This is a genomic window from Paenibacillus sp. FSL M7-0134, from assembly GCF_038007865.1.
Classification (GTDB): Bacteria; Bacillota; Bacilli; order Paenibacillales; family Paenibacillaceae; genus Paenibacillus; species Paenibacillus polymyxa_B.
In genome coordinates, this window is record NZ_JBBOXV010000001.1 from 3,204,567 (window position 1) to 3,223,169 (window position 18,603).

General features: G+C 41.4%; 19 protein-coding genes and 1 pseudogene. 14 read left to right on the forward strand and 6 right to left on the reverse strand.

Features of this window, described 5'->3' with window-relative positions; translation table 11 throughout:
- Positions 1-85: 85 nt before the first annotated feature.
- The 5 genes and pseudogenes from NSQ58_RS14415 (at position 86) to NSQ58_RS14440 (ending at position 3,848) form a co-directional block, all read left to right on the forward strand.
- Positions 86-332: pseudogene (locus NSQ58_RS14415) on the forward strand (YolD-like family protein).
- A 152-nt stretch (positions 333-484) separates the two neighbouring features.
- Complete coding sequence (locus NSQ58_RS14420; protein ID WP_341057628.1) at positions 485-1,627, forward strand: hypothetical protein; 1,143 nt, start codon at positions 485-487, stop codon at positions 1,625-1,627.
- Between the two features lie 12 nt (positions 1,628-1,639).
- Positions 1,640-2,023, forward strand: a complete 384-nt coding sequence (locus NSQ58_RS14425) for a hypothetical protein (RefSeq protein ID WP_181016554.1) — start codon at positions 1,640-1,642, stop codon at positions 2,021-2,023.
- 498 nt (positions 2,024-2,521) lie between these two features.
- The gene (locus NSQ58_RS14430) at positions 2,522-2,791 is read left to right on the forward strand and encodes a CPCC family cysteine-rich protein (protein WP_023989009.1); all 270 of its coding nucleotides are present in this window, start codon (positions 2,522-2,524) and stop codon (positions 2,789-2,791) included.
- 949 nt (positions 2,792-3,740) lie between these two features.
- Positions 3,741-3,848: a hypothetical protein gene (locus tag NSQ58_RS14440; protein WP_023989007.1), complete on the forward strand. Its 108-nt coding sequence runs from the start codon at positions 3,741-3,743 to the stop codon at positions 3,846-3,848.
- An 855-nt stretch (positions 3,849-4,703) separates the two neighbouring features.
- On the opposite strand, the gene NSQ58_RS14445 is transcribed toward NSQ58_RS14440, so the two are convergent.
- From NSQ58_RS14445 to lexA, 5 genes are all read right to left on the reverse strand, one after another.
- Entirely contained in the window at positions 4,704-5,195 is a 492-nt protein-coding gene (locus NSQ58_RS14445) for a PLAT/LH2 domain-containing protein (RefSeq protein WP_023989006.1), read from the reverse strand.
- 698 nt (positions 5,196-5,893) lie between these two features.
- Positions 5,894-6,034: a hypothetical protein gene (locus NSQ58_RS14450; RefSeq protein ID WP_167348633.1), complete on the reverse strand. Its 141-nt coding sequence runs from the start codon at positions 6,032-6,034 to the stop codon at positions 5,894-5,896.
- A gap of 40 nt (positions 6,035-6,074) precedes the next feature.
- Positions 6,075-6,239 (reverse strand): hypothetical protein, encoded by a 165-nt coding sequence (locus tag NSQ58_RS14455; RefSeq protein ID WP_013310546.1) that lies wholly within the window; start codon positions 6,237-6,239, stop codon positions 6,075-6,077.
- 236 nt (positions 6,240-6,475) lie between these two features.
- Positions 6,476-6,778, reverse strand: a complete 303-nt coding sequence (locus NSQ58_RS14460) for a hypothetical protein (protein WP_341057629.1) — start codon at positions 6,776-6,778, stop codon at positions 6,476-6,478.
- Positions 6,779-7,057: 279 nt separating this feature from the next.
- Complete coding sequence (gene lexA / locus NSQ58_RS14465) at positions 7,058-7,684, reverse strand: transcriptional repressor LexA (RefSeq protein ID WP_013310545.1); 627 nt, start codon at positions 7,682-7,684, stop codon at positions 7,058-7,060.
- A 188-nt stretch (positions 7,685-7,872) separates the two neighbouring features.
- Here lexA and NSQ58_RS14470 point away from each other — a divergent pair, with 188 nt between their 5' ends.
- From NSQ58_RS14470 to NSQ58_RS14485, 4 genes are all read left to right on the forward strand, one after another.
- On the forward strand, positions 7,873-8,241 hold the full coding sequence (locus tag NSQ58_RS14470; protein ID WP_034095187.1) for a LysM peptidoglycan-binding domain-containing protein: 369 nt from the start codon (positions 7,873-7,875) through the stop codon (positions 8,239-8,241).
- Between the two features lie 108 nt (positions 8,242-8,349).
- Positions 8,350-8,556 carry a DUF896 domain-containing protein gene (locus NSQ58_RS14475; protein WP_013310543.1) on the forward strand — a complete coding sequence of 69 codons (207 nt, stop codon included), beginning with the start codon at positions 8,350-8,352 and terminating at the stop codon, positions 8,554-8,556.
- 120 nt (positions 8,557-8,676) lie between these two features.
- Entirely contained in the window at positions 8,677-9,186 is a 510-nt protein-coding gene (locus tag NSQ58_RS14480) for a hypothetical protein (RefSeq protein WP_023989003.1), read from the forward strand.
- Between the two features lie 155 nt (positions 9,187-9,341).
- The gene (locus NSQ58_RS14485; RefSeq protein WP_023989002.1) at positions 9,342-10,136 is read left to right on the forward strand and encodes an HAD family hydrolase; all 795 of its coding nucleotides are present in this window, start codon (positions 9,342-9,344) and stop codon (positions 10,134-10,136) included.
- A gap of 99 nt (positions 10,137-10,235) precedes the next feature.
- Here NSQ58_RS14485 and NSQ58_RS14490 read toward each other — a convergent pair whose 3' ends face one another.
- The gene (locus NSQ58_RS14490; RefSeq protein ID WP_023989001.1) at positions 10,236-10,778 is read right to left on the reverse strand and encodes a 1,2-dihydroxy-3-keto-5-methylthiopentene dioxygenase; all 543 of its coding nucleotides are present in this window, start codon (positions 10,776-10,778) and stop codon (positions 10,236-10,238) included.
- A 283-nt stretch (positions 10,779-11,061) separates the two neighbouring features.
- Here NSQ58_RS14490 and metH point away from each other — a divergent pair, with 283 nt between their 5' ends.
- The 5 genes from metH to NSQ58_RS14515 all read left to right on the forward strand — a co-directional run bounded on the left by metH (position 11,062) and on the right by NSQ58_RS14515 (position 18,551).
- Entirely contained in the window at positions 11,062-14,502 is a 3,441-nt protein-coding gene (metH, locus tag NSQ58_RS14495; RefSeq protein ID WP_068942630.1) for a methionine synthase, read from the forward strand.
- 79 nt (positions 14,503-14,581) lie between these two features.
- The gene (gene rnz / locus NSQ58_RS14500; protein WP_076295952.1) at positions 14,582-15,511 is read left to right on the forward strand and encodes a ribonuclease Z; all 930 of its coding nucleotides are present in this window, start codon (positions 14,582-14,584) and stop codon (positions 15,509-15,511) included.
- Between the two features lie 464 nt (positions 15,512-15,975).
- A complete protein-coding gene (locus NSQ58_RS14505) occupies positions 15,976-16,824 on the forward strand; it encodes a TIGR01457 family HAD-type hydrolase (protein ID WP_341057631.1) in 849 nt (282 codons plus the stop codon).
- A 70-nt stretch (positions 16,825-16,894) separates the two neighbouring features.
- Positions 16,895-17,713 carry an Fpg/Nei family DNA glycosylase gene (locus tag NSQ58_RS14510; protein ID WP_028541727.1) on the forward strand — a complete coding sequence of 273 codons (819 nt, stop codon included), beginning with the start codon at positions 16,895-16,897 and terminating at the stop codon, positions 17,711-17,713.
- Entirely contained in the window at positions 17,703-18,551 is an 849-nt protein-coding gene (locus tag NSQ58_RS14515; RefSeq protein ID WP_341057789.1) for a deoxyribonuclease IV, read from the forward strand. The genes NSQ58_RS14510 and NSQ58_RS14515 overlap by 11 nt, the downstream gene beginning before the upstream one ends.
- Positions 18,552-18,603 lie beyond the last annotated feature (52 nt).

Genomic DNA, 18,603 nt, shown 5'->3' on the forward strand with positions numbered 1-18,603 from the left:
TACGGTATTAAACCTCCAATGATCGGGAGTTTATTTTTTGTACTCAGAATATAATTTGTGCATAACACATCAGGAGGCTACATACATGTCAAAAAGACTCGAAGGTAATGGATTATGGGAAAGCAGCTGCATCTTCATACTGGAACATAAGGAAGCGTATCTAAAGCTCATGAAAGACCGTCAACGGCGCGGCAAGCCAGAGTTGGATGATCAGGAAGTGCAGCTAATCGAGCAAGCGCTAATAGATTCCTACAACTCACGTACGGCTGTCACGCGGTGAGGATGATTTTAGCTGGATTAAGTTGGAGGATATTATTTCTGCAAGTACATAAAAGGCCCTAGGTAACCGGGTCTTTTTTACGTCCTTTACCAAGTTAAAATATGTTTACTATTTAATATTTTTCGTATATATTAATATTTGGAAATTATTTTTCATAAATTTTTCCTGCGAAAATAGATTGAATTAATAGAGGAGATTATCTCAATGAGCATTTCATTAAGAATAGAACGCAAATCCGGTGTTGAACCAATCGAGTTTATAAAAGGTGAGATCACTGGCTTTACTTATAAGAATAATAGTTCCATAAACCTTTCAGCTAAGTCTACAAACTTGGCTCATTCGCTACATATTCGAAGCAAAATTCCGCTTCATTCGCTTCCTTCAGTTATATACAATGCGGATAATTCCAACATGCTGTACACATGGGCAAACGCAGAATATAAACCTGATAGTGAGGACTACTATCGAAAATGTAACATCCAAGTCGTGAGAAATGAAAACGCGATCCGTGATATTACGTTTACACACGCTTATGTAGATAAGTATCAAGAACAGATTGATACCAGCAAAAAGATTCTTGAGTTTGAACTTGTTTTAAAACAAAAAGAAGATCAATTGGGAAAAATTCAGTACACTCCTCAGTTAGAACCTAAGGAAACAAGAGAACAGGATCAGCCTGATGTCTCGCAAAAAGTACTGGAAGGCGCATACAGTAAGAATATGTTAGTGTGTGCAGGAAATAATACTTTTCCGTTTGAAAATCCTCTGGTAGAACTAGAAAAGACTTGGGTGCGAGGCGTAGAGAAGGTAAAAGATTCGACAGACACTGTAATACATTATCCTGATCGTAAAGCATTTACATTAGTAGCTGTTCCTATAGCTCGAAAGAAGTACGGAGACATCACAGCCAATTTACTTCAGCATTCACTTGATTACAAACCAGGACATGTACACTTTAACGAGTGGTCATATGAGGCGCAGCAAGTTAAAAAATCTAAAGAGCACATCGCAATAGTTAATGCCGCAGTCAAAAAAGCTAATGCTAATAAAGTTAAAAGTTTTTCATATAATGGATCTGAGGGATTAGAAAGTGATAGAGATTTATATAATGCTTTTCACAACATGTATTATAAAATAAATGGAAATTACGTTAACGGGCAATGGAAAATTACTACAATATATTATGATATATATAATTTCGAGTATAATTTTAAACAAATGTTTACTGGGCACAACAAACTCGGTTGGGCTGCGGCCAATCTAACAAATTTAATGGAATCATGGGGAACGCTCAAAGAGTATACATCTTATGTTACAGTAACTGATACAAGAAAAGCTTGGAAGTGAGGTGTGAATTGGATGAAGCACAGATACATCTTTATCTTGATAGCTATACTAGTTACAACTACTACTCTAATTTTCCTGGTGAATTCTGGGGATAATACGAAGTATAAATACCCATCAGGCAAAGATACCGTAGAATATTTTGGTGACGGGACTTTTCAAATTTTCAGAGGGGGGCCACACGACCCTTTAATACTTTATAATCATCTTGCTGATCCACTGGAAAATGCTGTTGATAATATTGTGTCATATAAGATGAAAAAAAATATTGTGTATTTGATTGGTGAAAAAGGCTTCATTAAATTGGATTCAAGTACCAACACGTACGAGCAAAAGAAACGGATTTCCGACTTTACTTCCAAAGATAGAGAGATATTTAATAAATTAATGGAAAAATAGAAGTTATCATAAGCAAATGTGGTAGAAAGGGAGCTTTAATTTGTTCACTAAGGTTAAGTTAACATGCGCTTTAGTTGAGTAATTGTTATGTAAGTATTCTAAATTTATAAAGAATGGTTAACCACCAGTGGTGATTTTATGATTATTAAAATTGAAGGTTACTTTTTTCAAAATTTGATTACTGGTCACCAATGCACACAAGAAGAACTATATCAAAAGTATATACAAGCAAAAATGATAACTCTTAATATTAGAGATTTACCTGATATATTTTGTCGACTTCATAATTTTAATCGATTGCGTTTTGAAGATGACACAGAGGTTGGTTATGTGATTGATACAGATACAGACAGGATATACAGACCGATATATTGATGTTTAAAGCGATTTATCCGAAAGAGATCTTCCTATCTCCTTAAATTACAAGTAATGAAGGACTCACTTAACTGGCTAACGGAACAAAAAAATAGATACATAATAAGGAGAGGTCTTATAGCGGTGGGAAAATATACTTGTCCTTGCTGTGGTTACAAAACCTTAAACGATGAACCGCCTGGAACCTATGATATTTGTGAAATTTGTTTTTGGGAAGATGATGGTATTCAGTTTGCAGATCCTGATTATGATGGTGGGGCAAACATAGTATCTTTAAGACAGGGCCAGCAAAATTATAAAGTATTTGGCGCTTGCGAAGAAAAATGCATAGAGTTTGTGAGAAAAGCCTCAGATAAAGATATACGCGATACGAACTGGGAACCCTATAACTAACTGGAACGTTAGTTCAAAATTGAATTTCTATTAATTAAATAAGTCTCGGCACCTAGCTGGGACTTTTTTTTTTACTTTATACTTGCCATCTAATGTTAAGAGGAATTTTCTTGAAGTTTTTGAAGGAGCAAATATAGATATGTGGGGTGGCACTGGAACGCGCCGAAGGGTTTAATCGATTAGCCAGGCAAAGAGTGGTACAAGGGCTTCTTCGGGGATTCCACCACAAATACGGCCTTTTTTATCGTTGGGGATAAGATCAAAGTAACAAGCCAAGGTACTTGGAACTGGACAGTACGTTTAATATCGTAAGGCGAGCAGCCTGACCTTACATAAATTCTTTTGAAATATCACCAAACCGTTGCATAATCCGAAAGAATGGGTGATACCCTACTGGCATGCGCTGACGGGATGTTTATTGTTTTGGAATATAGTAGAATTCATTAATTGAGTCTTGAGGAGTGAAAAATATATACTCGAAGCCATAACTCAATGCAATTAAATTGAATTAAGGCAGATATAAAGAAGGACTCTATCAGCTAAATGCTGTAGGAGTCCTTCTTGTTGTTCTTTAGTTGTGGCAATAGTAAAAGTTCTTCATCAGTGGCACCTTGCTGGATACGCTGGTAAAGTGTTTTTATTTTCCTAGAAGTCCATCCCATAAACAAGACCTCGCATAGCCTGTGGAGTAAACAAAGGAGGCGTTACGTGTGAGAGGAATAGAAAGAGGCTACGAAGAGACGGCCGGGAAGATTTGGACATCGATAGCTGCTGTCTTGGCACTCTTCATTTTGTTGGTAATCATCTTGAAATTAATTCTTTTATAAAGATTATTAGGCTCTACCGGTTTATCTGGGTGTGAGCCTTTGTTTTGTTTACCTGCATGCCCTATCACTGAACGTATTTATACATATATTAAGGTGAACGACAAATAAAGGAGGTTTAAGACATGGGTGCATATGAAGGTGCAGGTGGCGGCGGTGTATGGACTTCTACAGCGGCAATTTTAGTGCTCTTTATTCTCTTAGTTATCATCACTAAATCACTTTGGGTTTAATTCGTGAAAAGAACTGTTGGATAATACCACTTCACTCATGGATGGCAAATAGTTGAACTCAATGAGCGCATAAGCTATTTGGCAATAGCTACAGTATTCGCTTCTCTTTTGGCGAATACTTGGTGGATTTCCTGCCATAATAGATTTGCGCTTATTGTATTTTGTAAGAAGGGGAATGTTTCATTGAATGGGTACAATCCTTCCTAATACCTAAATTTAATCTCAGATAGGGCCTTATTAGTTTGCAACAATAACTGGTATGAGTCTTTTATTTGCGATAATACGCACGATACTTTGACACATCTTTCAGTATAGTATTTAGAAGATTTATTATACTTTGGAGGTATCCTATGATAAGAGAATTGGCTTGAGGGTTAATTGCTTTCACTGGCGGCTATTGGGGATGAGATTATTGTGAAAATACAAGAGAGTAATGTAACTGTTGATCATAAGTACAAATTGGTAAAGTAGAATACCGAACTGTTCGCAGCTACGCTAAGTCAGGTAGATGGAAATAATAATCCAATATTCGAAAATGTACATGATCAACTTAAAAGTATTGAGACTAAAAGAGACATGCTAAATCGAAAAAATTAGGTGTTGTGATTTGATGCTTGAATTCTTTTTAAAGCTATGATTTTCTTAGTAGATTCAATATATTTTTCCAGCGGCCATTTCTTAGCTTTTGTTTATATAGCAAAATTACATAACATTTTCCCATTAGTGAGTTTATTCTTAAAATTGATTCTTGAGATGGGGTTATAATTACGGCGATACAATTTTAGTAGGATTATTCATCCAAAACTAAAAGACTCTATCCAAATATCGACAGAGTCTTTTGTATGAATATTTGTTTTAGGATGGAAAAAGTGTTTCGGAATCTGCGGAACCGCCGTCACCAAGCCAACGGTTAGGACCTGCAAATGAGAAAGTTTTCCCGTTTCCAGATATTTTGACATTAGCGATTTTCCAACCTGGTTTATACCCAGATCCATCAGTTCTAATAGTAATTTTTCTGATGTCACCTAGGTTACTAGTGCTGATTCTTGTTGTATCGGAATCTCCTTGTTCAAAGCTACCATTGAGTGTAGCGGTAGCATAATCTCCATTAGAACCATACAGAGTTATAGAGATGTTCGAGTCTGTTCCGGCATCTTTGAGATTGGCCGTATTTACAGTAACGACATATTCAACATTAGCAAAAGGCGTAACAGACTCTATACTTCTATTTGAGTCTTGTAATGAACTATAAGTGTCACTTGTGACCTGATCTGCAAAAGAAGGTGCAGCAAAAGCTACAGATGAGATTAGCATTGCTACTGATGCTAGTAAAGATACTTTTTTCATTAATTGTTACCACCTTTCTAGTATTTGTATTTAATGTTATACATGTGTAATGTATTTGTACATAGTTCATTGGTTGTGAAGAGAAATTTTTTCTTGTCTTTGTTTGTTGTATTTTATCTTTATGTGTCGGATATTAGCTTTCTAAATAATCATGTAAGGGTATGATTATTTAGAGAAGGATTTTTAGCGCTTATCCAGAATGAATTGTCGAGTTGATCAACATGAATCATACATATGAAGTGTTGATCCAATATCGAATTGTTTTCAGCTGCATTAAGTCAGATAAGAGCATCTGTAGTCCAGCCGTTGAGTAGGATATGATGGAGTTTGTGGAATACGGTGGTGGGCAAGTGGGGCCTTATAAAGTTTTAAAATAAAAAATTGAGCAAACAATGCAGCAACGTACAAACCATGGACGGATATACAGCCGGAATACTTAAGTGAAAAAAGCTGAAGCAAGTTTGAGGGCTATAGGTGTGGTCAGTTGTACACAAAGTATTTGAGTCAAGAATGCTGCTGCTTTTGACTGGGTACCATTTCGCTTCTGTTTTAACCAGTGGAAAGCATAGTTGAATATGTATGGTATTTAAAAGGAAGGCAACTGAATTTAGCAGTTCTATGGGATTTAGGAGTTGGGTGTATCGTTTAACACAAAAAAAGCAGGAAGAATCCTTCCCGCTTTTGCTTGAAAACGTTTATTAACGTCTGCGTTGTCTATCATTTACGCTAAACAGATTAACAGCCAGTGCGTTACCTCTTGCACGCGCAATGGCTCTTTGAGTGGAACGGATGTTTAATCTTCTTCTTCTTAAATCACGTTTGCAATGTCTTCTGCTCATAATATCACCTCCCTTCAAGAAATGAAGGTACGGTTAAATCTTAGTGGCGTTTATGCTTACGCTTGGAAATTTTGATATTCAAGGCATTGGTTGCTAGTGCATTTCCGCTTCCTGTTTTAGCAGCTGCGGCTTGAAAGACTTTAACGACCAGATATCTGTTTTTCCCGATGCGATGCTTATACGTTTTAACTCTATTTCTGATCATCTGCATATCTCCTTTGCTTAGTTCTGCTATATACATATGTCAATTGTGATAGTAATGTATCAGCATAAATCTATTAAAAGCAAAAAGAAGCTAGTACCTATATTCCTAATGGATAATAAAAAAACTCATGCGAACCTGTCTTCGCCTTTTCAACTTTACGTTGCAGGAGAATGTTACAGGCAGGTCGGCATGAGTCTAATAGTGTAGATAAAGATAATAGGCAGTTAGTATGAAAATTATTTACTATTAAGAGTGTTAAGTTTTTTCTCGTAGTACGCCTCTTGAGCAAGAATATGATTCAGTTGTTCAGAGAGCTGTTTATATTCTTGGCTGTCTTCTGGATAATTATTTCTTTCGAAAATTACAGCTTCGAGTTGCTTTTCTAAATACCTGAAATGGATAAGTATTTGTATATACTTAATATGGTCATAGGTTGTTATGTGGGAGTTCTCTTTTGCATTCAAATGATCCATTGTTGGAACTACACAGCTTATGGCGATAAATATCACAACAAACGCTGAAATTATAATTTTTTTCATTTAATTCCTCCTACAGAGCTATAAGTAATTAATATACCATATTTATCTAAAACAAAGAAAGATCTATTAGTTTTGCCCATGACAGTATAGCTGCTCAAGGTCAGTGGGGGATTATTTGAGATGAGGAGGCTGATTTTTAGTAGAAAAAATAGGGATAGGTTGCTGAAATGAAATAGTTGTGAGATACATAATAAACATAATAGCAATACAAAACCGGCTTGCCCTAGGCAGCCGGTTTTGTATTAGTGGATAGAATAACGGGGAAGAAAGAACGAGAAATCAGTGGAAGTCCCGGAAGAGTCCTACAACCTTGCCCAAAATGCTGACGTGTGTCAGGCGAAGCGGTTCAAAGGCTGGATTTTCAGGTTGAAGCCGGATATGATCCTTTTCTTTGTAGAAGGTTTTAACTGTAGCTTCGTCTTCATCTGTCATAGCTACAACAATATCACCATTATCAGCGGTCTGCTGCTGACGTACGATTACATAGTCTCCGTTAGCAATACCAGCTTCAATCATGCTTTCGCCTACAACAGATAACATGAATATTTTATCCTCACCAACAAAGTGTTGGGGAAGAGGAAAGTAATCTTCAATATTTTCTGTCGCCGTAATAGGAAGGCCAGCAGTTACTTTGCCGACGACGGGGACACGACTAATGGAGTAATTAATCAAGTTGCTGTTATCCGATTCGTCTTGACCGAGTAACTCAATAGCCCGTGGTTTTGTAGGATCGCGGCGAATGAGTCCTTTTTTCTCTAAACGATCCAAATGACCATGAACCGTAGAACTGGAGGCTAATCCGACAGCCTCGCCTATTTCGCGTACAGAAGGGGGGTATCCCTTTAGACGCACTTCATTGCGGATAAATTCAAGAATGGCCTGCTGGCGGCTCGAAATCTTAGACATACCGTATCAACCCCATTTAGTAACGTTTGGGAAAATTATAGCATAGAACCTCCGTTCGTACAAACATAAGTTCTAAATAATCCCTAAAAATAATTACGAACTTTTGTTCTCTTTTCTATTGAACAAAACAAATGTTCGTGTTATATTGTGAAAACATAAGAACAAACGTTTGGAGGACACAGCCAATGATGAAATATAGCACTTATCAAAGTATTTTTCCGATGAATTTAGAAAATTTACAGGAGACTCGAAAAGAGGGTAGGGCACGTTTTATGCAGATTATTACCAATACTCTTTTACTTAAGCTTCTTATTATAGTGATTGTTGCTTGGATTGCAGGGGCAGGTGTACTTACAGTTTTCGCGGCACCTTCAGCTTCCAAGGAAGAAGTGACTAAACTGACCGTACAACCTGGGGATACGTTGTGGGAGATTGCCGCAAATCATAAACCGGAACGAATGGATACACGGGTATATATAGAAGGAATTGTGCGGATTAACGGTTTGGAGGATCGGGGAGTGCAGGCAGGTCAGGTACTCAAGCTTCCTAACTTCTGATCTATAGACTATTAGAGCTTGTCAGGGAGCGTAATACGGGAGCCTTGACAAGCTCTTTTCTACATGTCAAAGTGTATTATATCTTTGCTTTTATGGAGGGGACACAATTTGGATATAGACAGCTTGGTACAGCGCATTAATGAATTAGCGCGCAAAGCAAAATCCGAGGGTTTGACGGAAGAGGAAGCCACAGAGCGCGCCAATCTTCGGGAAATTTATTTAGGTAACATTCGCCGTAATTTTCGGCAGCAGCTTGAGACGATTGAATTTGTGGACGATGATACATCGAAAGGAAATGACGGGCTGAAGCATTAATGTTGTTAAAGTGCCCAAGCCTGCAATTTGCCTTTTGTTTTAGGTACCTTTTATGGTATCTATATAGATCAGCTTTGAGGCAATTGTTTTAATGTAATATATCTGGGAAGGAATTGAGAGATGGCCCGATCATTTGAAAGAAAAGTACGCAAAAACACAGCGCATTTAAATAAATCGCGCAAAAAGCAAGGCATTCAAACCATTAGCGGCGCAGGTTCTACAATGGATATTTTCCGTGGCCGTAACATTACTGTGCCAATTATGCTGGCTGGTCTTTCTGTATTGTACATGCTTATGAGTTACTTTTTGACTAAGACCGGTATGCGAGGGATGGATTGGCTTGTATTCGGCCTGTACTTGATGCTGGCTGTTATCTTTTTCATCCGTCGTCCTTATTTGAAAGTGGGAAAGGATACTCTCTATATGCTGAAAGGTGGTAGAGAACGTCCAATGACGGCAGGGGACATGAAAGCCATCAAGATTGAAAAGGGTTACGTAACCGTTGAAAGAAAAGGTAAGGGTGGTAATTTTATTTTCACAAAATCATTAGGTCGCTATGACACGGATGCCATTGCAGAGCGACTTGAGAAGTTTGCGCTATCCAATCAGATACAGGTAGACAAGAAATAACTGATTTAGCCTGTAGCTCTGTAACAAAGGCCGTATGATGTTATTTCATATAACATGCTGCGGCCGCTTGCTTAATATGGGCACACATAACGATTCAAATGCTTAATCAAGCAAATAGGCGTACATATACTGTGGAAAGAGAGTGGATAATTCAGATGACGATTCAGGCGGTAATGTTTGATCTTGATGATACCCTTTTGTGGGATGAACGTAGTGTAGAAGAGGCATTTGATGCAGCGTGTCAAACAGGCTCCCGTGAAGCAGGCGTTGATCCAAAAACTCTGGAGGAAGCCGTACGTAAGGAAGCACGCGCTTTGTATGAATCCTATGAAACCTTTAGTTTTACTCAAATGATCGGCATTAATCCGTTTGAAGGATTGTGGGCGAATTTTACAGCAGGTGAGCAACCTGAATTCCGCCAATTGGAACAGTTGGCCCCTGTTTATCGAAAGGAATCATGGCGCAGAGGACTCCAGCAACTAGGGATAGATAATGAGAAGTTGGCGGAAAAGCTGGCTACCCAATTTGCTTCGGAAAGACGCGCGCGTCCACATGTATATGAAGAAACGTTCGAGATTCTAGAACAATTGAAGGGACATTACAAGCTGTTATTGCTGACAAATGGCTCCCCTGATCTACAACAGGAGAAACTGGATGGAGTTCCTCAATTAGCTCCTTTCTTTGATCATGTTGTCATTTCAGGTTCATTTGGTCGAGGCAAGCCTGATCCGTCTATATTCCAGCATGCTTTGGGGCTTCTTGGTATTGAGCCTGAACATGCTTTAATGGTAGGAGATAAACTGACGACTGATATTCAAGGAGCGTTGGCAGCAGGTGTACACTCGGTCTGGGTGAACCGAAACACTAAAACGAATACCACAGAGATCAAGCCGAAGTTCCAAATCAAGCATCTGTCTGAATTGGACGGAATTATTCAATCGTTAAAGTAAGAAATCAATAGTCTTTAGAAACGAGTATTAAGAAAACTCCCTTCGCTATTGTTACAGAGCAGAGGGAGTTTTTTTATTCACACAAGGATAAATTCGTAATTATGCTTTAATGAAGGTTGGATCTTCATACGGTTCGGCAATCCAGCCATTTTCTTCGATGAACAAGCGGATTGCGACGATCTTTTGATTCTCCATTAAAGTGAAGAAGTGAGGTATATTTTCAGGTACGGAGATAACGTCCCCCGGTGAAAGCTCTACGTTAAAATAGCCGATCTCTTCTGGGCCTTTAATGATGAAGATGCCTTTACCAGCGACAATGGCACGGATTTCATCCTCGGTGTGGGTGTGAATTTGCTCAAACTTGGCCAGCAGCTCGTTCAAATTCGGCGTTGCTTCAGATAAAGTGATAACGTCCCATATTTTATATCCGCGACGTGCGGCTAAATCCTTGATTTCGGGTTCAAATGTTTTGAGAACAGCGGCCTTTTGATCATCTGTTAAGGTAAAGTTTTCTTGCAGCTCCCCAGACAATTTGGAAGCATCCCAATGTTCATACAATATCTCGTGACTCTCCAGAAATTCACGTACTTGTTCTTCACCGCTAATTCGTTCATTGGTATTACGTATTAAGATTTCGGCCATATATATATATTCCCTCTTTTCCACTTGGATTAATGTTGTATAAAGAATACCATGTCTTGAAACGTTGTACAATACAGGATTTCAACATTTTATAATGCAAATGACCATAGCTAAAGGATACAGGGTTAAGTACGCTCTATAATGCTACAAACTATAAAAATGGATAAGAGAAGTCATTTTTACAAAGAACAACCTGTATAAAACGTATGTTTTTACTTCAATCTATCTAAATGATACGGTTTCTGCTAAACTAGGATTTAACGTTTTGCGGGGGTGAAGAAATTTGGATAAAGTTAGCTTGCAGGATGCATTACAACGAAGAATACTCCTTCTTGATGGGGCCATGGGCACCATGATTCAACAGGAAGACCTTTCCCCCGATGATTTTGGTGGGGAAGAGCTGGAGGGCTGTAATGAAATGCTGGTCTTAACGAGACCGGATGTCATTCAAGGGATTCATGAAGCATACTTGAAGGCCGGAGCAGATCTAATTGAAACGAATACATTTGGAGCAACATCCGTCGTTTTGGCGGATTACGATATACCAGAACGTGCCCGTGAAATTAATCTGGTGGCGGCCAAACTGGCGCGTAACGCGGTGGATAAATACAGCACTGCGGACAAGCCTCGTTTTGTAGTAGGAGCTATGGGCCCAACCACGAAAACCTTGTCTGTCACAGGTGGGGTTACATTTGCTGAACTGATTGAAAGCTATCAAGAGCAGGCCTTGGCGCTTATTGAAGGCGGGGTCGATGTACTGCTATTGGAGACCTCACAGGATACGCTTAACGTCAAAGCTGGAAGCATCGGAATTCGGCAAGCTTTTGAGCAGACAGGTATCGAGCTTCCGCTAATGATTTCAGGCACGATTGAGCCTATGGGAACGACGTTGGCCGGACAAAATATCGAATCCTTTTGCATATCACTGGAACACTTGCACCCAATTTCGATTGGATTGAATTGTGCTACAGGTCCAGAGTTTATGCGTGATCATATTCGCTCTCTGTCTGAAATGTCCTCTGCAGCTATTAGCTGTTATCCAAATGCTGGCTTGCCCGATGAAAATGGCCAATACCATGAATCGCCTGATTCATTAGCACGTAAAATGGCTGCTTTCGCTGAAAAAGGCTGGTTGAATATTGCTGGGGGTTGTTGTGGTACCACGCCTGAGCATATTCGAGTTATGAGTGAAAGTATGGCGCAGTTTGAGCCGCGTCCGCTGGTAGGTCATCATCCTCCTGCCGTATCGGGCATTGAGCCTGTATATATTGAACAGGACAATCGTCCGTATATGGTTGGTGAGCGAACGAATGTTCTGGGCTCCCGCAAATTCAAGCGTTTGATCGTGGAAGGCAAATATGAAGAGGCATCTGAAATTGCCCGTGCTCAGGTAAAAAGCGGAGCGCATGTCATTGATATTTGTGTGCAGGACCCGGATCGCGATGAAATGACGGATATGGAAGCATTTTTGAAACTGGTTGTAAACAAGGTAAAGGTACCTTTGGTGATTGATACCACGGATATTAAAGTCATTGATAAAGCACTTCAATATTCGCAAGGCAAGGCAATAATTAACTCCATTAATTTGGAGGATGGTGAAGAGAAATTTGAGAAAATGGCTCCTCTTATTCATAAGTACGGCGCCGCTGTTGTTGTTGGAACAATTGATGAACGCGGACAGGCTATTTCACGTGAGGATAAGCTTGAGGTAGCTAAACGTTCTTATGATCTGTTGGTGAACCGTTACGGTTTGGCAGCGGAGGATCTAATTTTTGATACGCTCGTATTCCCAGTAGGAACAGGTGATGAGCAATATATCGGTTCAGCTAAGGAAACCATTGAGGGCATTCGCATTATTAAAGAAGCGCTTCCCGGGGTGCATACCATCCTGGGCATCAGTAACGTATCTTTTGGTTTGCCGGAAGCGGGTCGTGAAGTGCTCAATTCCGTCTATTTATATGAATGCACCAAAGCAGGTCTGGACTATGCGATTGTAAACACTGAGAAGCTTGAACGTTATGCATCCATTCCAGAGCATGAGCGGAAACTTGCGGAAGACTTGATCTATAAAACAAATGACGATACTTTATCCGCTTTTGTAGCAGCTTTCCGTAACAAGAAAGTGGAGAAAAAAGAAAAGATATCAAACCTTTCGCTCGAAGAACGACTGGCTTCCTATGTAGTCGAGGGAAGTAAGGAGGGACTCATTCCGGATCTGGAGCAAGCGCTCGTGAAATATTCTTCGCTGGAGATTATTAACGGCCCGCTGATGAAGGGGATGGAGGAAGTAGGACGACTGTTTAACAATAACGAACTGATTGTTGCGGAGGTGCTGCAAAGCGCTGAAGTGATGAAGGCGTCCGTAGCCTATTTAGAGCCGTTCATGGAGAAGAATGAATCCTCAGTAAAAGGTAAGATTTTGTTGGCTACAGTCAAAGGTGATGTGCATGACATTGGTAAGAATCTGGTGGAGATTATTCTATCCAACAATGGTTACCATATCGTGAATCTGGGTATAAAAGTACCACCAGAACGCATTATTGAGGCTTACCGTGAAGAAAAGGCCGATATGATTGGCTTATCCGGACTGCTTGTTAAATCGGCACAACAAATGGTGCTGACCGCACAGGATTTGAAAAATGCGAATATTGATATTCCAATAATGGTTGGTGGAGCTGCTTTAACACGTAAGTTCACTAAAAATCGTATCCGTCCTGAGTATGATGGTCTGGTTGCCTATGCAAAGGATGCTATGGATGGGCTGGATATTGCCAACAAGCTTATGAATCCTGAGTCCCGCAAAAAAATGGCTGAGGACATGGAGGCTGAGCGGGAGGCTGAAGCGGCAATAGTCGTGGAAGCTAAGCCGCTCCCTAAGCTCACTCGAGCTGTGCGCTCTAACATTGCTCAGGATCTGCCCGTCTATATTCCACCAGATACGGATCGTCATGTACTGCGTAATTATCCACTGAATTATATTTTGCCTTACGTGAATATGCAAATGCTAATGGGGCATCATCTTGGTTTAAAAGGCAATGTTGAGCAGCTGCTGGCTTCGGAAGATCCGAAAGCGATTCAGTTGAAGGAAACCGTGGACAGCATCATGTTTGAAGCTGTGACGGACGGAATCATCCAGGCACATGCTATGTATCGTTTCTTTCCAGCGCAGTCCCAAGGAAATCAAATTCTGATCTATGATCCGTCGGATGTGAGCAAGGTACTGCACACATTTACATTCCCGCGCCAGCAGGTAGAGCCTTATCTATGTCTGGCTGATTTCTTGAAATCAGTGGAATCCGGGGTCATGGACTATGTAGGTTTCATGGTCGTTACAGCTGGTCATGGGATTCAGCAGATATCTACCCGGTGGAAAGATAAAGGGGATTATCTGCGCTCGCATGCACTTCAAGCGGTAGCACTCGAAGTAGCAGAAGGGTTAGCGGAACGGCTTCACCATATTATCAGGGATAGCTGGGGGTTCCCAGACCCTGCCGATATGACAATGAAACAGCGACACGGTGCCAGATATCAAGGCATACGGGTATCCTTTGGCTATCCGGCATGTCCAGATCTGGAGGATCAGGGGCCGTTGTTCCAGTTGTTAAAACCTGAGGATATTGGCGTTGAGCTGACGGAAGGGTTTATGATGGAACCGGAGGCTTCTGTATCAGCCATGGTGTTCAGCCACCCTCAGGCGCAGTATTTTAACGTCGAAAAGGTTTAACACCTTTATCAGATAGGATAGCAAATACCCTCCGAGCTTCGGAGGTTTTTTGCTGGTCAGCAGGAAGAAGGTTAATGTTATGGAATTTTATTTTCTCGGTACAAATGCAGGGGTGCCTACGATTCAGCGAAATGTAACGTCCATCGCTCTTCGTTTGCTGGAAGAACGAAGAAGCATGTGGCTGTTCGACTGCGGCGAAGGCACTCAACAAGAGGTATTGCGTTCGCCGCTCAAACTAAGCAGACTTGAAAAAATATTTATCACCCATTTGCATGGGGATCATCTTTTTGGTCTGCCGGGACTGCTGTCGAGCAGGGCGTATCAGGGGGGAACGACACCACTGACGGTATATGGACCGCCTGGAATCCAGCAATATATCGAGCTATCTTTAGGGATCAGCCAATCGCGTATCAATTACCAACTACATATTGTAGAGCATACGGGCGGGGTTCTGTTTGATGACGGTCAATTCCGGGTGGAGTCAGCTTTACTGGATCATCGGATCGACAGCTATGGCTACCGAGTTGTAGAGATGGATAAGCCCGGTAAGCTTAACCAAGAGCTGTTGGAGCGATATGGTATTAAGCCCGGCCCGGTGTACGGTAAGTTAAAGCGTGGGGAAAGCGTGGAGGTAGAAGGTGGAGTTATTTTGCATCCTCAGGATGTACTGGGTTCGCCGAAAAAAGGGCGTATTATCACGATTTTAGGGGATACGAGACCTTGTCCGAATACGGTAGTGCTGGCTCAAGATGCAACTGTCGTCGTTCATGAAGCCACTTTTCTGCATGAACTGTCAGATACAGCATACGAGTATCATCATAGTACGGCGCTTCAAGCAGCGGAAGCTGCAAAAGCCGCAGGTGCGGGTCAGCTAATCATGACGCATTTTAGTTCTAGGTATAAAGATCAGGAGCAGCTTCAGCCATTGCTGGAGGAAGCGCGAAGCATATTTCCCAATTCATTGCTTGCGGAGCAGCATGTGTTGTTACCGGTACCCGATATCGGTTAATAAACGATTGGAGAAGATATGTTCATGGGTGCCGGGGCTTGCCCCGGTGCCTTTGTTTTTCACCCAAATTATTTTCCGGGAAAGCGCAGGATGCGACAAGAGATGAGAACCCGTACACGGTGGTGGGGGATGAATTTGTTCTACCACATATAGAGGCGTGTCATATTCGAGTTTCTATATATCGAATTTAAAGGATTCTATTTCTTGAGTATGACCAGGAAATACAGGAGATTTCCTTTGAGGAAATAGCTCCTTCGATGGATTTCGACGAAGAAGTGAACTTATGTCATGTGAAAGCGACGGCTTTTAGCGAGGAATGGCGCCATTTTGGAGGGTTTACCAGCAATTCATGGACTTCATAAGCATTTTTGACTTAAGATAGATGAGATGAATGGAGACGGCCGATTATTTTATGACCTGAATAATTAAGGTGGTTAAATAAGAAGGAGAACATCGTTCATGGGATGAATTATAATTTTCAATGCTCTGATGTGAATGGATTTGAAGTGGGGGAGGGGATTGCGATAAAATCGTTACTAATTGATCTGGATGGAACACTTTATCATGGAAATCGGATGATCAAGGGTGCGGATCTGTTCATATCCCGATTGCGTACAGACCAGATACCTTATGCTTATGTTACAAACAATGCTTCACGTACACCCGAATTGGTGGCTGAGCATTTGGTTGGTATGGGAATTGAAGCGGCCAGCCATGAAGTATATACTTCGGCGTTAGCAGCTGCACAATATGTTGCACAGCAAAGTCCTGGAGCTCGTGTCTATTGTATTGGTGAAACAGGATTACGCGATGCACTCACAGGAGCCGGTTTGCAGCTTGTTGAGAACCATCCTGATTATGTGGTGCAGGGGATAGATCGTCAATTTACATATGATGCGCTGGCCGCTGCCATGCGTTGGATTCGGGAAGGAGCAACTTTTATTTTGACAAACCCGGATCTCCAATTGCCTTCACATGATGGGCTAACGCCAGGTGCAGGTACGATTGGAGCTGCAATTGAAGCGGCTTCACAGGTAAAGCCTATTGTCATCGGTAAGCCTTCAAGCGTATTGATGAACTATGCGCTGAACCGCTTAAACATTAGGGCGGATGAAGCTCTGGTTGTGGGCGATAATATGCTTACAGATATTGCGGCAGGTGCAGCAGCAGGTTGTAAAACAGCTCTGATCCTGTCGGGCGTGACGACCCGCGCTAATATGGATGAACATGTGCGTACCGTTGGAGTGAAACCTGACCTGATGTTTGAAAATCTCGCTGAACTGCAGGACTGGATGAAAGAAGAGCTGAAATAATAGAAAGTATATGTCTTACAAAACTTGCGAGAATTAAAAGCTATGTAGCTACGAAAGGAAAGATGTTGATATGCCGGAACTTCCTGAAATGGAAAACTACAGAATCTTATTATCAAAACAAATTTTGGACATTCCGATTACTGGAGTGACGGTTAGCCGTGAAAAGTCCATTAATACTGAAGTGGAAACGTTTGAGAAGCAATTGCTGGGAACGACCGTTGTATATTTAGAGCGTCGAGGCAAGCATTTGATTTTTCATTTAAACACGGGCGGGCGGCTCGTACTTCATCTGATGTTGGGAGGACTGTTATATCTGGGAACGGAGGAGCAGCGTCCAGATCGTACAGTTCAGATCGAATTAGATTTTAGTGGATTAAAGCTTTATTTTATCGGACTGCGCTTAGGTTATCTGCACTTGCTGACGGCTAAAGAAACAGAGGAGGCTTTGTCAGACCTGGGACCTGATCCGTTAGACCGCCGCATGACATTGGAAAAGTTTACAGCACGGCTGAAGGGACGCCGGGGGATTTTGAAAACAACGCTGGTGAATCAGCAGATTTTTTCGGGTATTGGCAATTGTTATTCGGACGAAATTGCTTATATCGCCGGATTTACACCGGGTTCCAAAGTACAAAACATTGTGCAGTCGCCAGAAAAAGTGGAAAAGCTATATCATGCCACTCAATCCGTACTACGTGAAGCTACTGCGGAAGGCGGGTACATGGAAATGCCTCTAATGGAGGGGGACACGCTAACAGGTGGATTTGATCATCAGTGTCGAGTATATGACCGCGAAGGAGAAGAATCTCCAAGTGGCGGAAAAATTGTAAGGGTTGAACTGGCGGGGAAAAAAGCATTTTATTGCCCGGTACAGCAGCATGATGCCTAAATTGCTCATCGGCTCCCATGTGAGTACGCGTGGTGGCTTTTCCAAAGCCGCTATGCGTGCGCGAGAGCAGGGGGGACGTTCATTTCAATATTTCTCGAAAAATCCTCGTAGTCTTAGGCTGAAGGAATGGAGTGCTACTGATGCTGCTGCTTGCAACGCTTACTGTTTAGAGCACCAGCTTCAATCCATTGCTCATTCGCCATATCCCGTTAATCCGGCTAATGGGTCCGAGCGTGGCCAGGAACTTTATGAGCTGACGATTGCTTCATTACGCAATGATCTGGATATTGCTGAAGCCTGTGGGTCAAAAGGGATCGTCGTTCATTTTGGGCATATGCATTCGTCAGACCCACTAGAGGGCTATCGTAACATTATTAACTGTTTTAATGATGTGCTGGAAGGCTGGCAAGGAAAAGCTAAAATATTGATTGAAAATCAGGCGGGGGATCACGGGCCCATGGGAACCACGCTTGAGGAAATGGTGCAAATCCGTCAGTTGTGCCAGAATCCTGACAGTATCGGCTTTTGCTTGGACACTTGTCATGCGTATGCAGCGGGATTATGGAACGGTGGAATGGACGAGGCTTTGATCGAAAAAGGGAATCGTCTCGGCTATTGGTCAGCTCTGTGCGGAGTTCATTTGAACGATTCTCAATACCCATATGGCTCTAAAAAAGACAGACATGCCCGTGTGGGACAAGGCTACATTGGTACTCAAGGAATGCGTTGGATGACAGATCAGGATGCTGTAAGAGGTATTCCTATCGTTTTGGAGAGTGGGACGGGACCTGATGGGACACATCAGGAGGATATTCAAATGATTCTAAGCTGGGAGTAAATCGGTCTGATTGGTAATAACTATCTTTGAGGCTTGTGAGCTTGCATTTATG